Raw genomic sequence first — 16,171 nt, 5'->3', positions numbered from 1 at the left:
CGACAAAAAAACCGGCACGGCTGGCCGGCCGATAACCAGGTATCAGATCAGAATGAGATAAAGTAAAGACTTACTAATCATTGAGACTGAACCGGTTATCAAATTGAACGGTTAATCTGGTGTTGGAGCGACAATCAACTCCGCAGGCGGCTCGCGCAGCCTGGGAAAAACATCTGTTATTTAGTGCTAAGCGCCGCAAGGCTTATACGTTTTCTCTCTATACGGCCGGGATGGGACGGCGTTGAAGCCCGTCGTCAACCCGCAGCCAGAGTAGCCGCCGCGCCGTCGGCAGAGAAGCGGGTATTCATAAGAAACGCTTTTGCATATAATGCAAAAATGAATGACGCCCGCTATGTAGAACATCTGCCAATTTTTCTCGACGTGGCCCGCCTGGGCAGCTTTTCCGCCGCCGCGCGCCGGCTGGGCATGGTGCCCTCCTCGCTGGTGCGCCACATCGATGCCCTGGAAAGCGCGCTCGGCGCCGCGCTGTTCGTGCGCTCCACCCGTGGCCTGCTGCTGACCGACGCCGGCGAGCTGCTGCTGACGCGCGCCGCCGCGCTGATGACGGACATTACCGGCCTTCGCGCCGAGCTAAGCGCGCTGAACGAAACGCCGCAGGGCACGCTGCGCATCAGCTGCCTGCCGACCTTCGGCAAAACCTATGTGCTGCCGCTGCTGCCGACGCTGGCGGAACGCTACCCACAGCTGTCGGTCGACCTCGATCTGACCGAACGTCTGACCGATCCGACGCAGGAACGGCTCGACGCCGCCATCCGCATCGGCGAACAGAAGGACAGCGCGCTGTACGCCAGCCGCATCGCCACCCAACGCTGGGTGATGTGCGCCAGCCCCGCCTACGTCGCCCGCTATGGCCTGCCGGCCGATCTGGAAGCGCTGCCGCAGCATCGGCTGATCGCCCGCTACCACAAGCAGCAGCCGGCCTGCTGGGCGCAGATCCTCGACGCGGCGCTGATGAGCCGCTGCACCATGGCGCTGCGCTGCGACGACTTCACCGCGCAGCGCCAGGCCGCGTTGCTCGGGCTCGGCATCGCCTTCCTGCCCAACTGGGTGGTGGGGCCGGACGTGCAGCACGGGCAACTGGTGCAAATGCTGGAAGATCCGCGCCATGAGCAGCAAGGTATCTATCTGCTGCGCCCGATGGCGAAGGTGTCCGCCCGGCTGGCGGCCTTCACCGCCCTGCTGCAGCAAACCATCGGTCAACCGCCCAGCTGGGGATAAAGCGGCGTCACCCGGCCGTGCAGCGCCGGGTTGTCGCTCTCGTCCTTCAGCTCGATGCCGCTCAGCCGCCGCAGGAACGCCTGCTCCAGCAGCCAGGCCAGGCGGAACGCCGCCTGCGGATAATCCAACCCTTCGGGCCGCACGTTGGAGATACAGTTGCGCTCGGCGTCCGTTCTGCGCGCGTTCGGCCCCCAGGTCAAATAGACACCCAGGCTGTCCGGCGACGACAGCCCCGGCCGTTCGCCGATCAAAACCGCCACCGCCCGGGCCTGCAGGCATTCGCCGATCTCATCCCCCAGCGCCACCCGCGCCTGATGCGCCAGCACCACCGGCGCAACGGTCAGCCCCAGCGTATCGAGATAGGGGCGCAGCGCCTGCAGCAGCGGCAGCGCCTGGCGATGCACCGCCTTGGAGGAGAGGCCGTCCGCCACTATCAGCAGTAGATCGACGCGGCGCGATGGCGAACCGAGCAGCAGGCTGCGGCTGTCCGACGCCAACCGCCGCCCCAGATCCGGTCGGCGCAGATAGGCGGCGCGGTCGGCGGCCCCGCTGTGCACCGCCAGCGTGGGCCAACCGGCATCGTGCAGATCCGCCGCCAGCCGTTCGCTGTCGAAAGGCTGATGCACCGCGTCGCGCGCCTGGGCGTGAGCCAGGCCGAAGCGCAGCAGTTCGTCGGTCGGCAGGCTGGCGCCGGTGCGCCCCAGCGCGATGCGCGCATCGGTAAAGGCGCGCAGCGCGTCCCAGCTGTTGACGTGAACCGGTTTGCTCATGTGCGTTCTCCCTGCAGCGCCAGCAACAGCGGATGATTGGCGGCGGCGTCGCGCAGCCGCCCGCGTTCGTCGGTAATGTTCATCGCCGCCAGCCAGGCGGCGAACTCCGGCGCGTGCTTCAGCCCCAGCAGCTCGCGGATATAGAGCGCGTCATGGAACGACGTACTTTGGTAGTTGAGCATGATGTCGTCCGCGCCCGGTACGCCGATCAGGAACGTTAACCCGGCGGCAGCCAACAGCGTCAGCAGCGTGTCCATGTCGTCCTGATCGGCTTCGGCATGGTTGGTGTAGCAGACGTCGCAGCCCAGCGGCAGGCCGAGCAGCTTGCCGCAGAAGTGATCCTCCAGCCCGGCGCGGATAATTTGCTTGCCGTCATACAGGTATTCGGGGCCGATAAACCCTACCACGGTGTTGATCAGCAGCGGCGAGAAATGGCGCGCCACCGCATAGGCGCGCGCCTCGCAGGTTTGCTGATCGACGCCGTGATGGGCGTTGGCCGACAGGCAGCTGCCCTGCCCGGTTTCGAAGTACATCACGTTGTCGCCCAGCGTGCCGCGCCTGAGGCTCAGTGCCGCCTGCTGCGCTTCCGCCAGCAGCGCCAGACTGATGCCGAAGCCGCGATTGGCCGCTTCGGTACCGGCGATCGACTGAAACACCAGATCCACCGGTGCGCCGCGCTCTATCAGCCGCAGCGTGTTGGTCACGTGGGTCAGCACGCAGGATTGGGTGGGTATGGCGAAGCGCTGGATTACGTCGTCCAGCATGTAGTTGAGCTTTTCCAGCAGCGGCAGGCTGTCGCTGGCCGGGTTGATGCCGACCACCGCGTCGCCGCTGCCGTACAGCAGGCCGTCCAGCATGCTGGCGGCGATGCCCTGCAGGCTGTCGGTCGGGTGATTGGGCTGTAGCCGCACGCTGAGGTGGCCCGGCAGGCCAATCGTATTGCGAAAGCGCGTCACTACCCGACACTTCTTCGCCACCAGGATCAGATCCTGATTGCGCATGATCTTGCTCACCGCCGCCGCCATCTCCGGCGTGATGCCGGCCGCCACCTGCGCCAGCATGGCGCTGTCCGCCTGCTCGCTCAGCAGCCAATCGCGAAAATCACCGACCGTGAGGTGCGAGATGGGCTCAAAGGCGGCGGCATCGTGGCCGTCGATAATCAGGCGCGTCACCTCGTCCTGTTCGTACGGCACCAGCGCCTGCTGCAGGAACGCCTTGAGCGGCAAGTCCGCCAGCGCAATGCGCGCCGCCATACGCTCTTCGGCGCTTTGCGCCGCCACCTCCGCCAGATAATCGCCGGAACGCGCCGGCGAAGCCTTCGCCATCAGCTGACGCAGATCGCCAAAGCGATAGCCGCGTTGGCCCACCGTTGCCTGATACATAGCCCCCTCCCTTGCCCCGAGTGACGAGATAAAAGCCCTGCACCAAGTGTAGTCAGTGGGAAAAGAAAATTATTTTGCACGCGATCGCCGCCGTTGCGCTTTCCCCCATTTAACCCGCCGCCGCTTCGGGTTACAGTAGCCGCGAAAAAAGGAGGGGTGATGGATCCGCAACGGCAAATTATCGACTGGCTGCAACAAGATGACGCTCGCATGGCCGCCCTGCGCACCGTGCGCCGGCTCGGCCTGAATGACTGGTGCCTGGGCGCCGGCTTCGTACGCAATCTGGTGTGGGATCGGCGCCACGGCTACGTGGACGCCACGCCGCTCAACGATATCGACGTGATCCACTTCGATGCGCAGCGCGCGGACGCCGAGCGCGATCGCATGCTGGAGACGCGGCTGCACCAATGGCTGCCGCAGCCTTGGTCGGTCAAGAATCAGGCGCGCATGCACCTGCGCGGTGGCCGGGCGCCTTACCGCGACAGCGAAGAGGCCATCAGCTTTTGGACCGAAGTGGAAACGGCGATCGGCGCGCGTCTGAACGCCGACGACAGCATCACGCTGGTGGCCCCCTTCGGGCTCGCGGCGCTGTTCGACGACACCATCACCTTCAACGTGAAAAACGGCGATCGCGCGGCCTATGCCCAGCGCGTGCTCGACAAAGGCTGGCTGCAGCGCTGGCCGCACCTGCGGCAGGTAAAGATTTAATCGCCGCTGCCGATACCCTGAACAGCGATAGCCAGACTCAGGGAGAGCATCCATGTCGACCACCATCACCATGATCGTACCGATCAAAAATACCGTTCCCGGCGTCAGCAACGTCTTCAGCGCGCCGGGCCATCAGGGCGAATTGCTGATGGCCAAACCGGTCAACAACCAGCCGCAAGGCGGCAAGATGGAGAAAAACGAACGCGCCAACGGCAATGACGAACCGGCAAATCTCAACGAAAGCCGCGCCTCGGCGCGTATCAAGGCGCTGAACCGGCAGATTCAGGCTCTGCAGCAAAAGCTGGTGGAGCTGAAAGACTCCAGTGCCGATCCCAAAGAGATCGAGAAGCAAAAGCAGCTGATCGAAGCGCAGATCAAGATGTTGCAGGCCGAGATCGCGCGCATCCAGAAAGAAGAAATGGAAAAGCAGCAGCAGGAGCAAATGAAGAAAGCCGCGGCGCAAGCCGGCGACGGCGTAAACCGCCCGACGCCGCTCAACGCGGTGGACGTCTATATCTGAATCAATATTCCGCGTTTTCCTGCCGGCGCTGGTGCAGCAGCGCCGCCTGCTGACGCGCCACCTGCCAGATGGCCTCCGCCGCCGGCGTCAGCGAGCGGTTCTTGCGTCGCACCAGCATCAACGCGCGATTGATCTCCGGCACCAGCCGCCGCACCCGGAGCCGCCCCCCTTCCGGCAGCGGCAGCGCCAACGCCGGGAAGATGCTGATGCCAATCCCCTCCGCCACCATCGGGAACAGCGTGGCCGGATGGCCGATTTCCTGCACCACCTGCGCCTCGACGCCCTGCTGCCTCAGCGCGCTGTCGATCAGCGGTCGGCTGCCCGACGCATAATCCTGCAACACCAGGCGGCAGCCGTTTAACGCCGACCAACGCACCTCTTGCTGCGCAGCAAACGGGTGATCGTCGCGGCACAGCAGCAGGAACGGTTCATGCAGCACCGCTTCGCACTCCAGGTCCACCGCCTGCACCGGATCGACCACGATGCCGAAATCCACCTCGGCGTTGCGCACGCTGTGCAGTACCTGCTGCTGCGCCTGATCGCGCAGCATGATGCGGATCTCCGGGTATTCGCGCTCGCCGGCGGCGATGCACTGCGGCATCAGATGGGCGGAAATGGTCTGGCTGGTCGCCACCCGCACCGTGCCGCTGCGCTGTACGCCAAAGCTGCGCGCATCCAGCAACGCGGCCTGCAGCTCGTCCAGCAGCCGTTCGACCCGGTTGGCCAACCGCAGGCCGGCGTCGGTCAACACCACTTCACGCGTGGTGCGATCCAGCAGGCGCACGCCGACCTCCGCCTCCAGCTCTTTCACGCTGTGGCTGACCGCCGATTGCGTCAGGCCGATCGCCTCGCCGGCGCGGCTGAAGCTGCCGTGGCGGGCGACAGCGACGAACACCCGCAGCTGTTTGAGTGAGTAATTCATGCGTTTTATTCATAGATGAATTAAATAAATCAATTTAATTATTATATGCCCACGCGGGAGAATAGCCCCATCGATTTTCTACCCGAGCGCATCGCCATGAGATTCCTGCCCGATCGTTTTACCCTGACGCTGATCGCCACCGTGCTGCTGGCTTCTTTCCTGCCGGCACGCGGCGAGTTCGTCGGCTGGCTCAACGCCCTGACCATCGCCGCCATCGCCCTGCTGTTCTTCATGCACGGCGCCAAGCTGTCGCGCGAGGCCATCCTGGCCGGCAGCAATAACTGGCGGCTGCATCTGTGGGTGATGTTCAGCACCTTCATCATTTTTCCGGCCCTGGGGATGCTGTTCGCCTGGTGGGCGCCGATCGACGTCAGCCCCGAGCTGTACGCCGGTTTCATCTACCTGTGCATTCTACCCGCCACCGTGCAGTCGGCCATCGCCTTCACCTCGCTGGCGGGCGGCAACGTGGCGGCGGCGGTGTGCAGCGCCTCCGCCTCCAGCCTGCTGGGGATCTTCGTGTCGCCGCTGTTGGTCGGCCTGCTGATGAACGTGCACGGCGATACCGGCAGCCTGCGGCAGGTGGGTTCGATCGTGCTGCAGCTGCTGGTGCCGTTCGTCGCCGGCCACCTGCTGCGGCCGCTTATCGGCGGCTGGATCGAGCGCCATCGCCCGCTGATCGGCAAAACCGACCAGACCTCGATTCTGCTGGTGGTGTACGCCGCCTTCAGCGAGGCGGTCACGCACGGCATCTGGCATCAGGTGGGGATCGGTTCGCTGGCGTTTATCGTTGGAGGTAGCATCGTGCTGCTGGCGATCGTGCTGGTGGTGAACACCTGCATGGCGCGCTGGTTGGGGTTCAGCAAGGCGGACGAGATCACCATCGTGTTCTGCGGTTCGAAGAAAAGCCTGGCGAACGGCATTCCAATGGCCAATATCCTGTTCCCGGCGGCGACGGTGGGGATCATGGTGCTGCCGCTAATGGTGTTCCATCAGGTGCAGCTGATGACCTGTGCGGTGCTGGCGAAAAGGTATCAGCGCAAGCAGCGGACGCAACAGGCGGTGCCCAACGCCAACGCGCAGGCGTCGCGCGGGTAAAAAAGACGGGCCAAAGCCTAATGCTGGTCAGTTAGCGTTTTTCTGAACGTATTTGTGCAGTTTTCGGTCGATAAACGTGAGATGCCCCATGTGGCTCACGCACCTCGACCGAGCCAGGGGCCGAAGGCGCGGCCCCTGGCAACCCGCGCCTTTGCCCTATCAGACGGTTGGCTTTGCCAACGTTACTCAGCCCATCCCTGGGCCTCGCCCCTTCGGGGCCGCTGCAAGCAGCGTTCAAATCTGCTCCAGGCAGATTTGTCCTCCCTCCGCCATACCGCATTGAGGCCGGTTGCGACAGGCGTCCCTGCCTGTCTCACCTGAAACCGCCGTCCATGGCGGTTTCTCCTAATGCGCTATGCCTGCGTTCGGCGTCTTCAAGGGCGCCCAACACCGTGCTCATCTCCAACTTCTCTACCACAACCTCATAAGCGACAGATTTCCCGGTAGCTGCCAGCTCAGGTGTTGACCCTGGGCGCGCATCACCGGCTGCCGAGCAAGACGGCATTGTCAGGGGCAACCGGCCAGGGAAGGCCGGTTGAGGCGAGACTAACAGGGACGTTTGTCGCAGCCGACCCGCCCGACAATGCAGACGCGGCGAGGGTATCCGCACAGCGGACAGACGGTGTTAAGCGAAGGCGCGGGTGGAGGGGCCGCGCCTTCGGCCCCTCCAATTGCCGTTCATTGCAGTAACAGAGAAATTCTGGGCATTTACGGCAATTCGTCCTGCTCGTCACGTAAAGAGACTGGATAAAAAATACCAGTCAGGCTTAAGTGACCGGCATTAGGCCAAGGCCCGTCAGATCAGTTTTTTTTCAGCGGCTTGACCAGGTGGTCAAGCCCTTCAATTTTTATCGCCAACGTCATCTCCATCAGCATGCCGAGCTTGCCTTTGGGGAATTCGCCCTTGCGGGCGAACCACAGCAGGTACTCTTCGGGCAGGTCGATCAGTACCCGCCCCTGGTACTTGCCGAACGGCATCACGGTATTGGCGATCTCCAGCAGGTTTTCCTTTTCCATCAGTCACCCAGCAGGCGGATCATTTCCGCTTCGTCGATCACGGCGATACCCAGCTCCTGCGCCTTCGCCAGCTTGGAGCCGGCCGCTTCGCCGGCGATCACCAAATCGGTTTTCTTCGACACGCTGCCACTGACCTTGGCGCCCAGCGCCGTCAGGCGATCTTTGGCCTCGTCGCGCGACAGTTGGCTCAGCGAGCCGGTCAGCACCACGGTTTTGCCGGCGAACGGGCTGTCTATCTCTTCGGCGACCACCACCACCGGCGCCGGCCAGTGGATGCCGATCTCGGCGCCCACCAGCTCGTTGATCACCTGCTGATTGAGCGCTTCATCGAGGAAATTGCGGGTGTGTTTGGCCACCACTTCACCGACGTCCGGCACCTCTTTCAGCGCCTCGATATCGGCGGCGAACAGCTTCTCGAGCGATCCGAAATGCGCCGCCAGGTTGGCGGCGGTCGCCTCGCCAACCTCGCGAATGCCCAGCGCATACAGGAAGCGAGCGAAGGTGGTCTGTTTGGATTTCTCCAGCGCATTGACCAGGTTCTGCGCCGATTTCGGCCCCATGCGATCCAGGCCGGTCAGAATGCCTGCGGACAAACGGAACAGATCGGCCGGGTTCTTCACGTACTCTTTGTCCACCAGCTGCTCGATGATCTTGTCGCCCATGCCTTCAACGTCCAGCGCGCGGCGGGAAACGAAGTGCTTCAACGCCTCTTTGCGCTGCGCGCCGCAGATAAGACCGCCGGTGCAGCGCGCGACGGCCTCGCCTTCCACGCGCTCAACGTCGGAGCCGCACACCGGGCAGTGCAGCGGGAACACCACTTCGCGCGCATCCTGTGGCCGACGATCTTCCAGCACCCCCACCACCTGCGGGATGACGTCGCCGGCGCGGCGCACGATCACCGTATCGCCGATGCGCAGCCCCAGACGCTCAATTTCATCGGCGTTGTGCAAGGTGGCGTTGCTGACGGTCACCCCGGCCACCAGCACCGGCTCAAGGCGCGCCACCGGCGTAATCGCGCCGGTGCGGCCAACCTGAAACTCCACTTCGCGCACCACGGTGATCTGCTCCTGCGCCGGGAATTTGAACGCCGTCGCCCAGCGCGGCGCACGCGCCACAAAGCCCAGCGTTTCCTGCAGATCGATATCGTCAATCTTGATCACCACGCCGTCGATGTCGAAACCTAGCTGCGCGCGGTCCTGCTCGACCTGGCGATAAAACGCCAGCACTTCCTCGCTGCCGGTGCGGCGTTGGGCGCGATCGCTGACCGGCAGGCCCCAGGCCTTGAACTGCATCAGGCGCTCAAAATGGCTGCGCGGCAGCTCGCCGCCTTCCAGCAGGCCGACGCCGTAGCAGAAGAAGGTCAGCGGGCGTTTGGCGGTAATGCGCGGATCGAGCTGGCGCAGCGAGCCGGCGGCGGCGTTGCGCGGGTTGGCGAACACCTTGCCGTCTTTGCGGCGGGCTTCTTCGTTCATCTGTTCAAAACCGGCCTGCGGCATGAACACTTCGCCGCGCACTTCCAGCCGGCGCGGAATGTTGTCGCCGGTCAGGCGCAGCGGGATGGCGCGAATGGTGCGCACGTTGGTGGTGATGTTCTCGCCGGTGGTGCCGTCGCCGCGCGTCGCCGCGCGCACCAGCTCACCGTCTTCGTACAGCAGGCTGACCGCCAGGCCGTCCAGCTTCAGCTCGCAGCAGAAGGTCAGCGGATCGCTACTTTTGAGCCTATCCTGCACGCGCTTGTAAAACGCCAGGAAGCTTTCTTCGTCGAACACGTTGTCCAGCGACAGCATCGGCACTTCGTGACGCACCTGGTCGAATGCCGCCAGCGGCGCGGCGCCCACGCGCTGGGTCGGTGAATCGGCGGTGACCAACTCAGGATGCGCGCTCTCCAGTTCGCGCAGTTCGCGCATCAGGCGGTCATATTCCGCATCCGGCACTTCCGGCGCATCCAGTACATGATACTGGTATTCATGATGGCGCAGTGTGGCTCGTAGTTGATTGATTTGTTGGATTATCGATTCCATGGCTCACCATCAAAGATAAAAAACCCCCGGCTAGCGGGGGCTTTGTTGTTACGGATGTTCAGTGCGCGCGGCAACCCGGTCAGGCGTTGTTTTCCAACACTTCACGGATACGCGCTTTGTAGGTTTCCAGCTTCTGCGGCGTCATCATGCGGCGCTCGTCGTCCAGCACCACGCCGCCCACGTCGTCGGCGATGCGCTGTGCCGACTGCAGCATCAGCTTGAAGTTCTGATTGGCGTCGCCGTAAGACGGCACCATCATGAACATCGACACGCCCGGCGTAGAGAAGTCGGACATCATGTCAGGATCGAACGACCCCGGCTTGACCATGTTCGCCAGGCTGAACAGCACCGGGCCGCTACCGGCCGGGCTGATATGGCGGTGGAAGATGCCCATCTCGCCAAACTGGAAGCCCGCCTGCAACACGCTCTGCAGCAGCACTTCGCCGCCGATTACGCCGCCCTGATGGGCTGCGACGTGCAGCACCAGCACGGTCTCTTTCAGCTTGGCCTGAATGGGCGCAGCCGCCGGCTGTTGTGGCTGTGGCGCAGGCTCCTGCGCCGGCTTCACTTCCGGCGCCTGCTGCACAGGGGCAGGCTCGGCGTGGAATGCCGGTTCCGCCCCTTGCGGCGCCTCATGTTCATGCGGCAGATCGTCGACGCGCGGCTCACGGCGCGCGGCCGGTTGCGGTTGCTCGGCCTGTTCTTCGTCCGGCGCGTAGTTGTTCAGCAGGATGTCATCATACTCCGGCCGCTGAGACAGCGGAGGAGGCGTCTGATGGGCAGCCGGCTGTACGGCGCGGGGCGCAGGCGCCGAAGCAGGCTTCGGCGCGGCCACGGGTTCTTCGCGTGCGGCATCGAAATGGCCGAATGACGGCTCGTCTTGCGGGTGAGCGGCGCGTACGCGCACCTCACCGACGCCTTCTTCGAGATCGTCGATCGGAGTTTGTTCACGTTCCTTTTGGGAACGTTTGGCTGGGCGATCGCGGAAGAGCGCTGACCGTTCTTTGCGACTGGTCCACAGACCGTGCAATAACAGCGCTATTATGGCGATCGCGCCAACAACGATTAATATCAGACGCAAATCCTGCATCATTGCTATCTCTGTTGTTCCAATACATTGCCACCGCGGCAAACATTCACTCTTTAACTCTATTTGCCCGCGCACACAAGTGCAAGTCCGTGCTGAACTTTATGCCAATAAAGATGATTATACTGCCTTTTTCTGCTGGTTTTTCAGCCAACCCTACCCTAGCCAGTGGAAAATCATCCCTATATGATAATGATGCCTGTTCAGACAACGAGATAACTTAAGATATGTCCTATACGCAGCCCCCTGCCCGCTCAACCAGCGGCATTCACTATTTCGCCGAAGGCTGGCGCCTGATTTCGCGCCCGGGGATTAAACGCTATGTGGTCCTGCCGTTGCTGGTCAACGTGCTGCTGATGGGCTCCGCTTTCTGGTGGCTGTTCAGCCGGCTCGGCGACTGGATCCCGGCGATGATGAGCCACGTTCCCGACTGGCTGCAATGGTTGAGCTACCTGCTGTGGCCGCTGGCGGTCATTTCGGTGCTGCTGGTGTTCAGCTATCTGTTCAGCACCCTCACCAACCTGATCGCCGCGCCGTTCTGCGGCCTGCTGGCCGAACAGCTCGAAGGTAGCCTGACCGGCAAACCGCTGCCGGACACCGGTCTGCTCGGCATCGCCAAAGATCTGCCGCGCATCATGGCGCGCGAATGGCGCAAGCTGATGTATTACCTGCCGCGCGCGCTGCTGCTGCTGGCGCTGTACTTCGTGCCCGGCATCGGCCAGACGGTGGCGCCGGTGCTATGGTTCCTGTTCAGCGCCTGGATGCTGGCGATCCAGTATTGCGACTACCCATTCGACAACCACAAGGTGAGCTTTGCCGACATGCGCCGCGCCTTGCGCCAGCACAAAACCGACAACCTGCAGTTCGGCGCGCTGGTCAGCCTGTTCACCATGATCCCGATCCTCAACCTGGTGATCCTGCCGGTCGCCGTCTGCGGCGCCACCGCGATGTGGGTCGATCGCTACCGCTCGCAATTCGTCCGATAACCGCCGCTTTTTACCGCCGATAGCGCGGGAATTTTCGACAGGGCGCGCATTTCGCGCCCTTATCATTGTGCTTAAAACTTATTTCCTAATAACATATAGATATACCAATTCTTTACTTCCCTGCCGGTACTGTTAGCGTATGCTTTCGATGTTCCCCACATTTTCATAGAGTTAAAGGACGGGCTATGAGCAAGATATATGAAGACAACTCATTAACAATCGGCCATACGCCGCTGGTTCGTCTGAACCGTATCGGCAACGGACGCATTCTGGCCAAGGTTGAATCACGCAACCCGAGCTTCAGCGTCAAATGCCGCATCGGTGCCAATATGATTTGGGATGCGGAACAACGTGGCGTGCTGACCGCCGGTAAAGAGCTGGTGGAGCCGACCAGCGGCAACACCGGCATCGCGCTGGCCTTCGTGGCCGCCGCGCGCGGTTACAAGCTGACGCTGACCATGCCGGAAACCATGAGCATCGAGCGCCGCAAGCTGCTCAAGGCGCTCGGCGCCAATCTGGTGCTGACTGAAGGGGCGAAAGGCATGAAAGGCGCTATCGCCAAGGCCGAAGAGATCGTCGCCACCGATCCGAACCGTTACCTGATCCTGCAACAGTTCAGCAACCCGGCCAACCCGGCCATCCATGAAAAAACCACCGGCCCGGAAATCTGGGAAGACACCGACGGTGAAGTCGACGTGTTCATCTCCGGCGTCGGCACCGGCGGCACGCTGACCGGCGTCAGCCGCTACATCAAGAACACCAAAGGCAAGGCCATCACTACCGTGGCGGTCGAGCCGACCGACTCGCCGGTCATCAGCCAGGCGCTGGCCGGTGAAGAGCTGAAACCGGGCCCGCACAAGATCCAGGGCATCGGCGCCGGCTTCATTCCGGGCAACCTCGATCTGGACCTGGTGGATCGCGTCGAGAAGGTCTCCAACGACGAAGCCATCAGCATGGCGCGTCGCCTGATGGACGAAGAAGGCATCCTGGCGGGCATCTCCTCCGGCGCAGCGGTCGTGGCGGCGGTGAAACTGGCCGAAGAACCGGCGTTCGCCGACAAGACCATCGTGGTGATCCTGCCCTCTTCCGGCGAACGTTACCTGAGCACCGCGCTGTTTGCCGATCTGTTCACCGAGCAGGAATTGCAGCAGTAATTCCACCACTGCACAAATCGCTAAAAAAGCACCCTACGGGGTGCTTTTTTGTGGACTGGATCAAACTTTATAGCAGTCCAAGATTGCTTTTGCCCGTCGGCTTTAGTATTTAACGGTGCATTATTTCGATGCGCAAAATTAATCATCCCCCGAGCCCGGTCAAGGCTGAATCGATTTACTCATCTGTCGCCGACGCGTCGAATCGGGCATAATGGGGAGCGGATTGGAACGACGTCTAAAGCCGAGTTTTTTGATCTGAAGTGCCTAACGCGTCGTTTTCTGTTGCATCAACGTTCGCCCCTGTCCATAGTCAGGCGCTATAACCAGACAAGCTAAAGTCAGGCCCCTGGGCTAAACTTTAGCTCCACAACATTAATCCAATAAGTTGGGGAAACATCAATGTTCCAGCAAGAAGTTACTATTACCGCTCCGAATGGTCTGCATACTCGCCCTGCCGCTCAGTTCGTTAAAGAAGCCAAAGGCTTCACGTCTGACATCACCGTGACCTCCAACGGCAAAAGCGCCAGCGCTAAAAGCCTGTTCAAACTGCAAACTCTGGGGCTGACTCAAGGGACCGTAGTGACCATCTCCGCTGAAGGTGAAGACGAGCAGAAAGCCGTTGAGCACTTGGTAAAACTGATGGCAGAGCTTGAGTAATCGGCCCGTCTTTTTAGTTAACACCAGTCAAGAGTAAGGTAGGGTTATGATTTCAGGCATTTTAGTATCACCGGGCATCGCTTTTGGTAAGGCTCTCTTGCTGAAAGAAGACGACATCGTCATCAACCGGAAAAAAATCTCTGCTGATCAAGTAGAGCAGGAAGTCTCGCGTTTTCTGGCCGGCCGCGCGAAAGCGTCCGAACAGCTGGAAGCGATCAAGACCAAAGCTGGCGAAACCTTCGGCGAAGAGAAGGAAGCTATCTTCGAAGGCCACATCATGTTGCTGGAAGACGAAGAGCTTGAGCAGGAAATCATAGCCCTAATCAAAGACGATCTGGCCTCCGCAGACGCCGCCGCCTACACCGTGATCGAAGGTCAGGCGAAAGCGCTGGAAGAGCTGGACGACGAATACCTGAAAGAACGCGCCGCCGACGTGCGCGACATCGGTAAGCGCCTGCTGCAGAACATCCTGGGCATGCCGATCGTCGATCTGGGCTCCATTCAGGACGAAGTGATCCTGGTGGCCACCGATCTGACCCCGTCAGAGACCGCGCAGCTGAACCTGGACAAAGTGCTGGGCTTCATTACCGATCTCGGCGGCCGGACTTCCCACACCTCTATCATGGCGCGCTCCCTGGAGCTGCCGGCGATCGTCGGTACCAGCGACGTGACCAAGCAGGTGAAAAACGACGACTACCTGATTCTGGATGCAGTTAACAACAAAATTTACGTTAACCCGACCGCTGACGTTATCGATCAGCTGAAAGCCGCCCAGAACCAATACATCACCGAGAAAAACGATCTGGCCAAGCTGAAGGACCTGCCGGCGATTACGCTGGACGGCCATCAGGTTGAAGTCTGCGCCAACATCGGCACCGTGCGCGACGTCGCGGGTGCAGAGCGCAACGGCGCGGAAGGCGTCGGCCTGTATCGTACCGAGTTCCTGTTCATGGACCGCGACTCGCTGCCGACCGAAGACGAGCAGTTCCAGGCTTATAAAGCCGTGGCGGAAGCCATGGGCTCGCAGGCCGTGATCGTCCGCACCATGGACATCGGCGGCGACAAAGACCTGCCGTACATGAACCTGCCGAAGGAAGAGAACCCGTTCCTCGGCTGGCGCGCCATCCGCATCGCGATGGACCGCCGTGAAATCCTGCACGCCCAGCTGCGCGCCATCCTGCGTGCCTCGGCGTTCGGCAAACTGCGCATCATGTTCCCGATGATCATCTCCGTGGAAGAAGTGCGCGATCTGAAAGGCGAAATCGAGACGCTGAAAGCGCAGCTGCGCGAAGAAGGCAAGGCGTTTGACGAGAGCATCGAAGTGGGCGTGATGGTGGAAACACCGGCTGCGGCGGTCATTGCTCACCACCTGGCGAAAGAAGTCGACTTCTTTAGTATTGGGACAAACGATCTAACCCAGTATACTCTGGCGGTAGATCGCGGCAACGAGCTGATTTCTCATCTCTATAACCCGATGTCCCCATCAGTGCTTGGCCTGATCAAACAGGTTATTGATGCATCTCACGCGGAAGGCAAGTGGACCGGCATGTGCGGCGAACTGGCTGGCGATGAGCGTGCTACACTGTTGTTATTGGGCATGGGGCTGGATGAGTTCAGCATGAGTGCGATTTCAATCCCGCGCATCAAGAAAATTATTCGTAACACGAATTTCGAAGATGTGAAGGCGTTGGCAGCGCAGGCCTTGGCACAGCCAACGGCACAAGACCTGATGAATTGCGTCAATAAATTCATCGAAGAAAAAACGCTCTGCTAAACTTCCACGACACTGGAACGCCGCCCAATTTAATGCTTAGGAGAAGATCATGGGTTTGTTCGATAAACTGAAATCTCTGGTTTCTGATGACAAGAAAGACACGGGCACTATCGAGATCGTCGCTCCCCTTTCTGGCGAAATCGTCAATATCGAAGATGTGCCGGACGTAGTGTTTGCTGAAAAAATCGTTGGCGACGGTATCGCCATCAAACCGGCCGGCAACAAAATGGTTGCTCCGGTTGACGGCACCATCGGTAAGATTTTCGAAACCAACCATGCATTCTCTATCGAATCCGACAGCGGCATTGAGCTGTTCGTCCACTTCGGCATCGATACCGTAGAACTGAAAGGCGAAGGCTTCAAACGCATCGCCGAAGAAGGTCAGCGCGTCAAGAAAGGTGACGTGGTTATCGAGTTCAACCTGCCTCTGCTGGAAGAAAAAGCCAAGTCTACCCTGACGCCGGTCGTTATCTCCAACATGGACGAGATCAAAGAGCTGATCAAACTGTCCGGCAGCGTGACCGTTGGCGAAACCCCGATCATCCGCATCAAGAAGTAATCGCGAATGAGCAAGAAAAACGGCGCCCTCGGCGCCGTTTTTTTATCCCCTTCGTCTTTCGAACCGCAGCGTTGTTGCCCGCACGTGCTCACCCCGGTCACTTACCGGAACCGGAGTAAGCTCCCGGGGATTCCCCCGCTTGCCGCCTAGCTGCAATTCGAAATCCTTTGGGTATGCCGCGGATAATAGACGTTATCGGCGCAGGCAGTTTGAACATGGACAGCGCGCAACCTTCGGAGCGTACACGCAGTACGTGACGAAGGCGAGCACTGCCCTGGTT

General features: G+C 61.0%; 15 protein-coding genes. 9 read left to right on the top strand and 6 right to left on the bottom strand.

All coding sequences use genetic code 11. The annotated features are described in order from the left end of the window. The first annotated feature begins 336 nt into the window (after positions 1-336). Complete coding sequence (locus tag GF111_RS19880) at positions 337-1,239, top strand: LysR family transcriptional regulator (RefSeq protein ID WP_047730140.1); 903 nt, start codon at positions 337-339, stop codon at positions 1,237-1,239. On the opposite strand, the gene eutC is transcribed toward GF111_RS19880, so the two are convergent. Then, positions 1,218-2,009: an ethanolamine ammonia-lyase subunit EutC gene (eutC, locus tag GF111_RS19875; RefSeq protein WP_038876601.1), complete on the bottom strand. Its 792-nt coding sequence runs from the start codon at positions 2,007-2,009 to the stop codon at positions 1,218-1,220. The two genes, GF111_RS19880 and eutC, sit on opposite strands and share 22 nt — an antisense overlap. Further along, positions 2,006-3,391, bottom strand: coding sequence for an ethanolamine ammonia-lyase subunit EutB (locus GF111_RS19870; RefSeq protein WP_038876603.1), 1,386 nt, complete (start codon positions 3,389-3,391; stop codon positions 2,006-2,008). Before GF111_RS19870 ends, eutC begins: the two co-directional genes overlap by 4 nt. Positions 3,392-3,550: 159 nt before the next feature. Between GF111_RS19870 and GF111_RS19865 the strand changes: the two genes are divergently transcribed. After that, on the top strand, positions 3,551-4,099 hold the full coding sequence (locus tag GF111_RS19865; RefSeq protein ID WP_147191376.1) for a nucleotidyltransferase family protein: 549 nt from the start codon (positions 3,551-3,553) through the stop codon (positions 4,097-4,099). 52 nt (positions 4,100-4,151) lie between these two features. After that, positions 4,152-4,619 (top strand): FlxA-like family protein, encoded by a 468-nt coding sequence (locus tag GF111_RS19860; protein ID WP_038876607.1) that lies wholly within the window; start codon positions 4,152-4,154, stop codon positions 4,617-4,619. Between the two features lies 1 nt (position 4,620). On the opposite strand, the gene GF111_RS19855 is transcribed toward GF111_RS19860, so the two are convergent. After that, positions 4,621-5,541, bottom strand: coding sequence for a LysR family transcriptional regulator (locus tag GF111_RS19855; RefSeq protein ID WP_033654986.1), 921 nt, complete (start codon positions 5,539-5,541; stop codon positions 4,621-4,623). 96 nt (positions 5,542-5,637) lie between these two features. Between GF111_RS19855 and GF111_RS19850 the strand changes: the two genes are divergently transcribed. After that, the gene (locus GF111_RS19850) at positions 5,638-6,636 is read left to right on the top strand and encodes a bile acid:sodium symporter family protein (RefSeq protein ID WP_147190557.1); all 999 of its coding nucleotides are present in this window, start codon (positions 5,638-5,640) and stop codon (positions 6,634-6,636) included. Between the two features lie 801 nt (positions 6,637-7,437). Here GF111_RS19850 and GF111_RS19845 read toward each other — a convergent pair. The 3 genes from GF111_RS19845 to zipA form a co-directional block, all read right to left on the bottom strand. After that, positions 7,438-7,653, bottom strand: coding sequence for a DUF3820 family protein (locus GF111_RS19845; RefSeq protein ID WP_033654988.1), 216 nt, complete (start codon positions 7,651-7,653; stop codon positions 7,438-7,440). Continuing rightward, complete coding sequence (gene ligA / locus GF111_RS19840) at positions 7,653-9,674, bottom strand: NAD-dependent DNA ligase LigA (RefSeq protein WP_038881314.1); 2,022 nt, start codon at positions 9,672-9,674, stop codon at positions 7,653-7,655. Before ligA ends, GF111_RS19845 begins: the two co-directional genes overlap by 1 nt. A 79-nt stretch (positions 9,675-9,753) precedes the next feature. Beyond that, entirely contained in the window at positions 9,754-10,767 is a 1,014-nt protein-coding gene (gene zipA, locus GF111_RS19835) for a cell division protein ZipA (protein WP_038881310.1), read from the bottom strand. 221 nt (positions 10,768-10,988) lie between these two features. On the opposite strand from zipA, the gene cysZ reads away from it, so the two are divergent. From cysZ to crr, 5 genes are all read left to right on the top strand, one after another. Next, entirely contained in the window at positions 10,989-11,747 is a 759-nt protein-coding gene (cysZ, locus tag GF111_RS19830) for a sulfate transporter CysZ (RefSeq protein ID WP_038881306.1), read from the top strand. 185 nt (positions 11,748-11,932) lie between these two features. Further along, complete coding sequence (gene cysK / locus GF111_RS19825) at positions 11,933-12,901, top strand: cysteine synthase A (protein ID WP_038881303.1); 969 nt, start codon at positions 11,933-11,935, stop codon at positions 12,899-12,901. 399 nt (positions 12,902-13,300) lie between these two features. Beyond that, entirely contained in the window at positions 13,301-13,558 is a 258-nt protein-coding gene (gene ptsH, locus GF111_RS19820) for a phosphocarrier protein Hpr (protein WP_004936458.1), read from the top strand. A gap of 46 nt (positions 13,559-13,604) precedes the next feature. After that, positions 13,605-15,332 carry a phosphoenolpyruvate-protein phosphotransferase PtsI gene (gene ptsI, locus GF111_RS19815; RefSeq protein ID WP_015378671.1) on the top strand — a complete coding sequence of 576 codons (1,728 nt, stop codon included), beginning with the start codon at positions 13,605-13,607 and terminating at the stop codon, positions 15,330-15,332. A gap of 49 nt (positions 15,333-15,381) precedes the next feature. Continuing rightward, the gene (crr, locus tag GF111_RS19810; protein WP_004936467.1) at positions 15,382-15,891 is read left to right on the top strand and encodes a PTS glucose transporter subunit IIA; all 510 of its coding nucleotides are present in this window, start codon (positions 15,382-15,384) and stop codon (positions 15,889-15,891) included. Positions 15,892-16,171: the final 280 nt, after the last annotated feature.

It is taken from the genome of Serratia sp. HRI (assembly GCF_010119335.3).
Lineage (GTDB): Bacteria > Pseudomonadota > Gammaproteobacteria > Enterobacterales > Enterobacteriaceae > Serratia > Serratia nevei.
The sequence above is the reverse complement of the archived record's forward strand: the minus strand, read 5'-3'. Positions and strand labels throughout refer to the sequence as shown.

Excerpts from the sequence above, each read along its gene's own strand:
- zipA (WP_038881310.1), bottom strand. The coding sequence starts at position 10,767 with ATGATGCAGGATTTGCGTCTGATATTAATCGTTGTTGGCGCGATCGCC.
- GF111_RS19880 (WP_047730140.1), top strand. The coding sequence starts at position 337 with ATGAATGACGCCCGCTATGTAGAACATCTGCCAATTTTTCTCGACGTG.
- GF111_RS19870 (WP_038876603.1), bottom strand. The coding sequence starts at position 3,391 with ATGTATCAGGCAACGGTGGGCCAACGCGGCTATCGCTTTGGCGATCTG.
- ptsI (WP_015378671.1), top strand. The coding sequence starts at position 13,605 with ATGATTTCAGGCATTTTAGTATCACCGGGCATCGCTTTTGGTAAGGCT.
- GF111_RS19845 (WP_033654988.1), bottom strand. The coding sequence starts at position 7,653 with ATGGAAAAGGAAAACCTGCTGGAGATCGCCAATACCGTGATGCCGTTC.
- crr (WP_004936467.1), top strand. The coding sequence starts at position 15,382 with ATGGGTTTGTTCGATAAACTGAAATCTCTGGTTTCTGATGACAAGAAA.
- GF111_RS19860 (WP_038876607.1), top strand. The coding sequence starts at position 4,152 with ATGTCGACCACCATCACCATGATCGTACCGATCAAAAATACCGTTCCC.
- GF111_RS19850 (WP_147190557.1), top strand. The coding sequence starts at position 5,638 with ATGAGATTCCTGCCCGATCGTTTTACCCTGACGCTGATCGCCACCGTG.
- cysK (WP_038881303.1), top strand. The coding sequence starts at position 11,933 with ATGAGCAAGATATATGAAGACAACTCATTAACAATCGGCCATACGCCG.
- cysZ (WP_038881306.1), top strand. The coding sequence starts at position 10,989 with ATGTCCTATACGCAGCCCCCTGCCCGCTCAACCAGCGGCATTCACTAT.
- GF111_RS19865 (WP_147191376.1), top strand. The coding sequence starts at position 3,551 with ATGGATCCGCAACGGCAAATTATCGACTGGCTGCAACAAGATGACGCT.
- eutC (WP_038876601.1), bottom strand. The coding sequence starts at position 2,009 with ATGAGCAAACCGGTTCACGTCAACAGCTGGGACGCGCTGCGCGCCTTT.
- ligA (WP_038881314.1), bottom strand. The coding sequence starts at position 9,674 with ATGGAATCGATAATCCAACAAATCAATCAACTACGAGCCACACTGCGC.
- GF111_RS19855 (WP_033654986.1), bottom strand. The coding sequence starts at position 5,541 with ATGAATTACTCACTCAAACAGCTGCGGGTGTTCGTCGCTGTCGCCCGC.
- ptsH (WP_004936458.1), top strand. The coding sequence starts at position 13,301 with ATGTTCCAGCAAGAAGTTACTATTACCGCTCCGAATGGTCTGCATACT.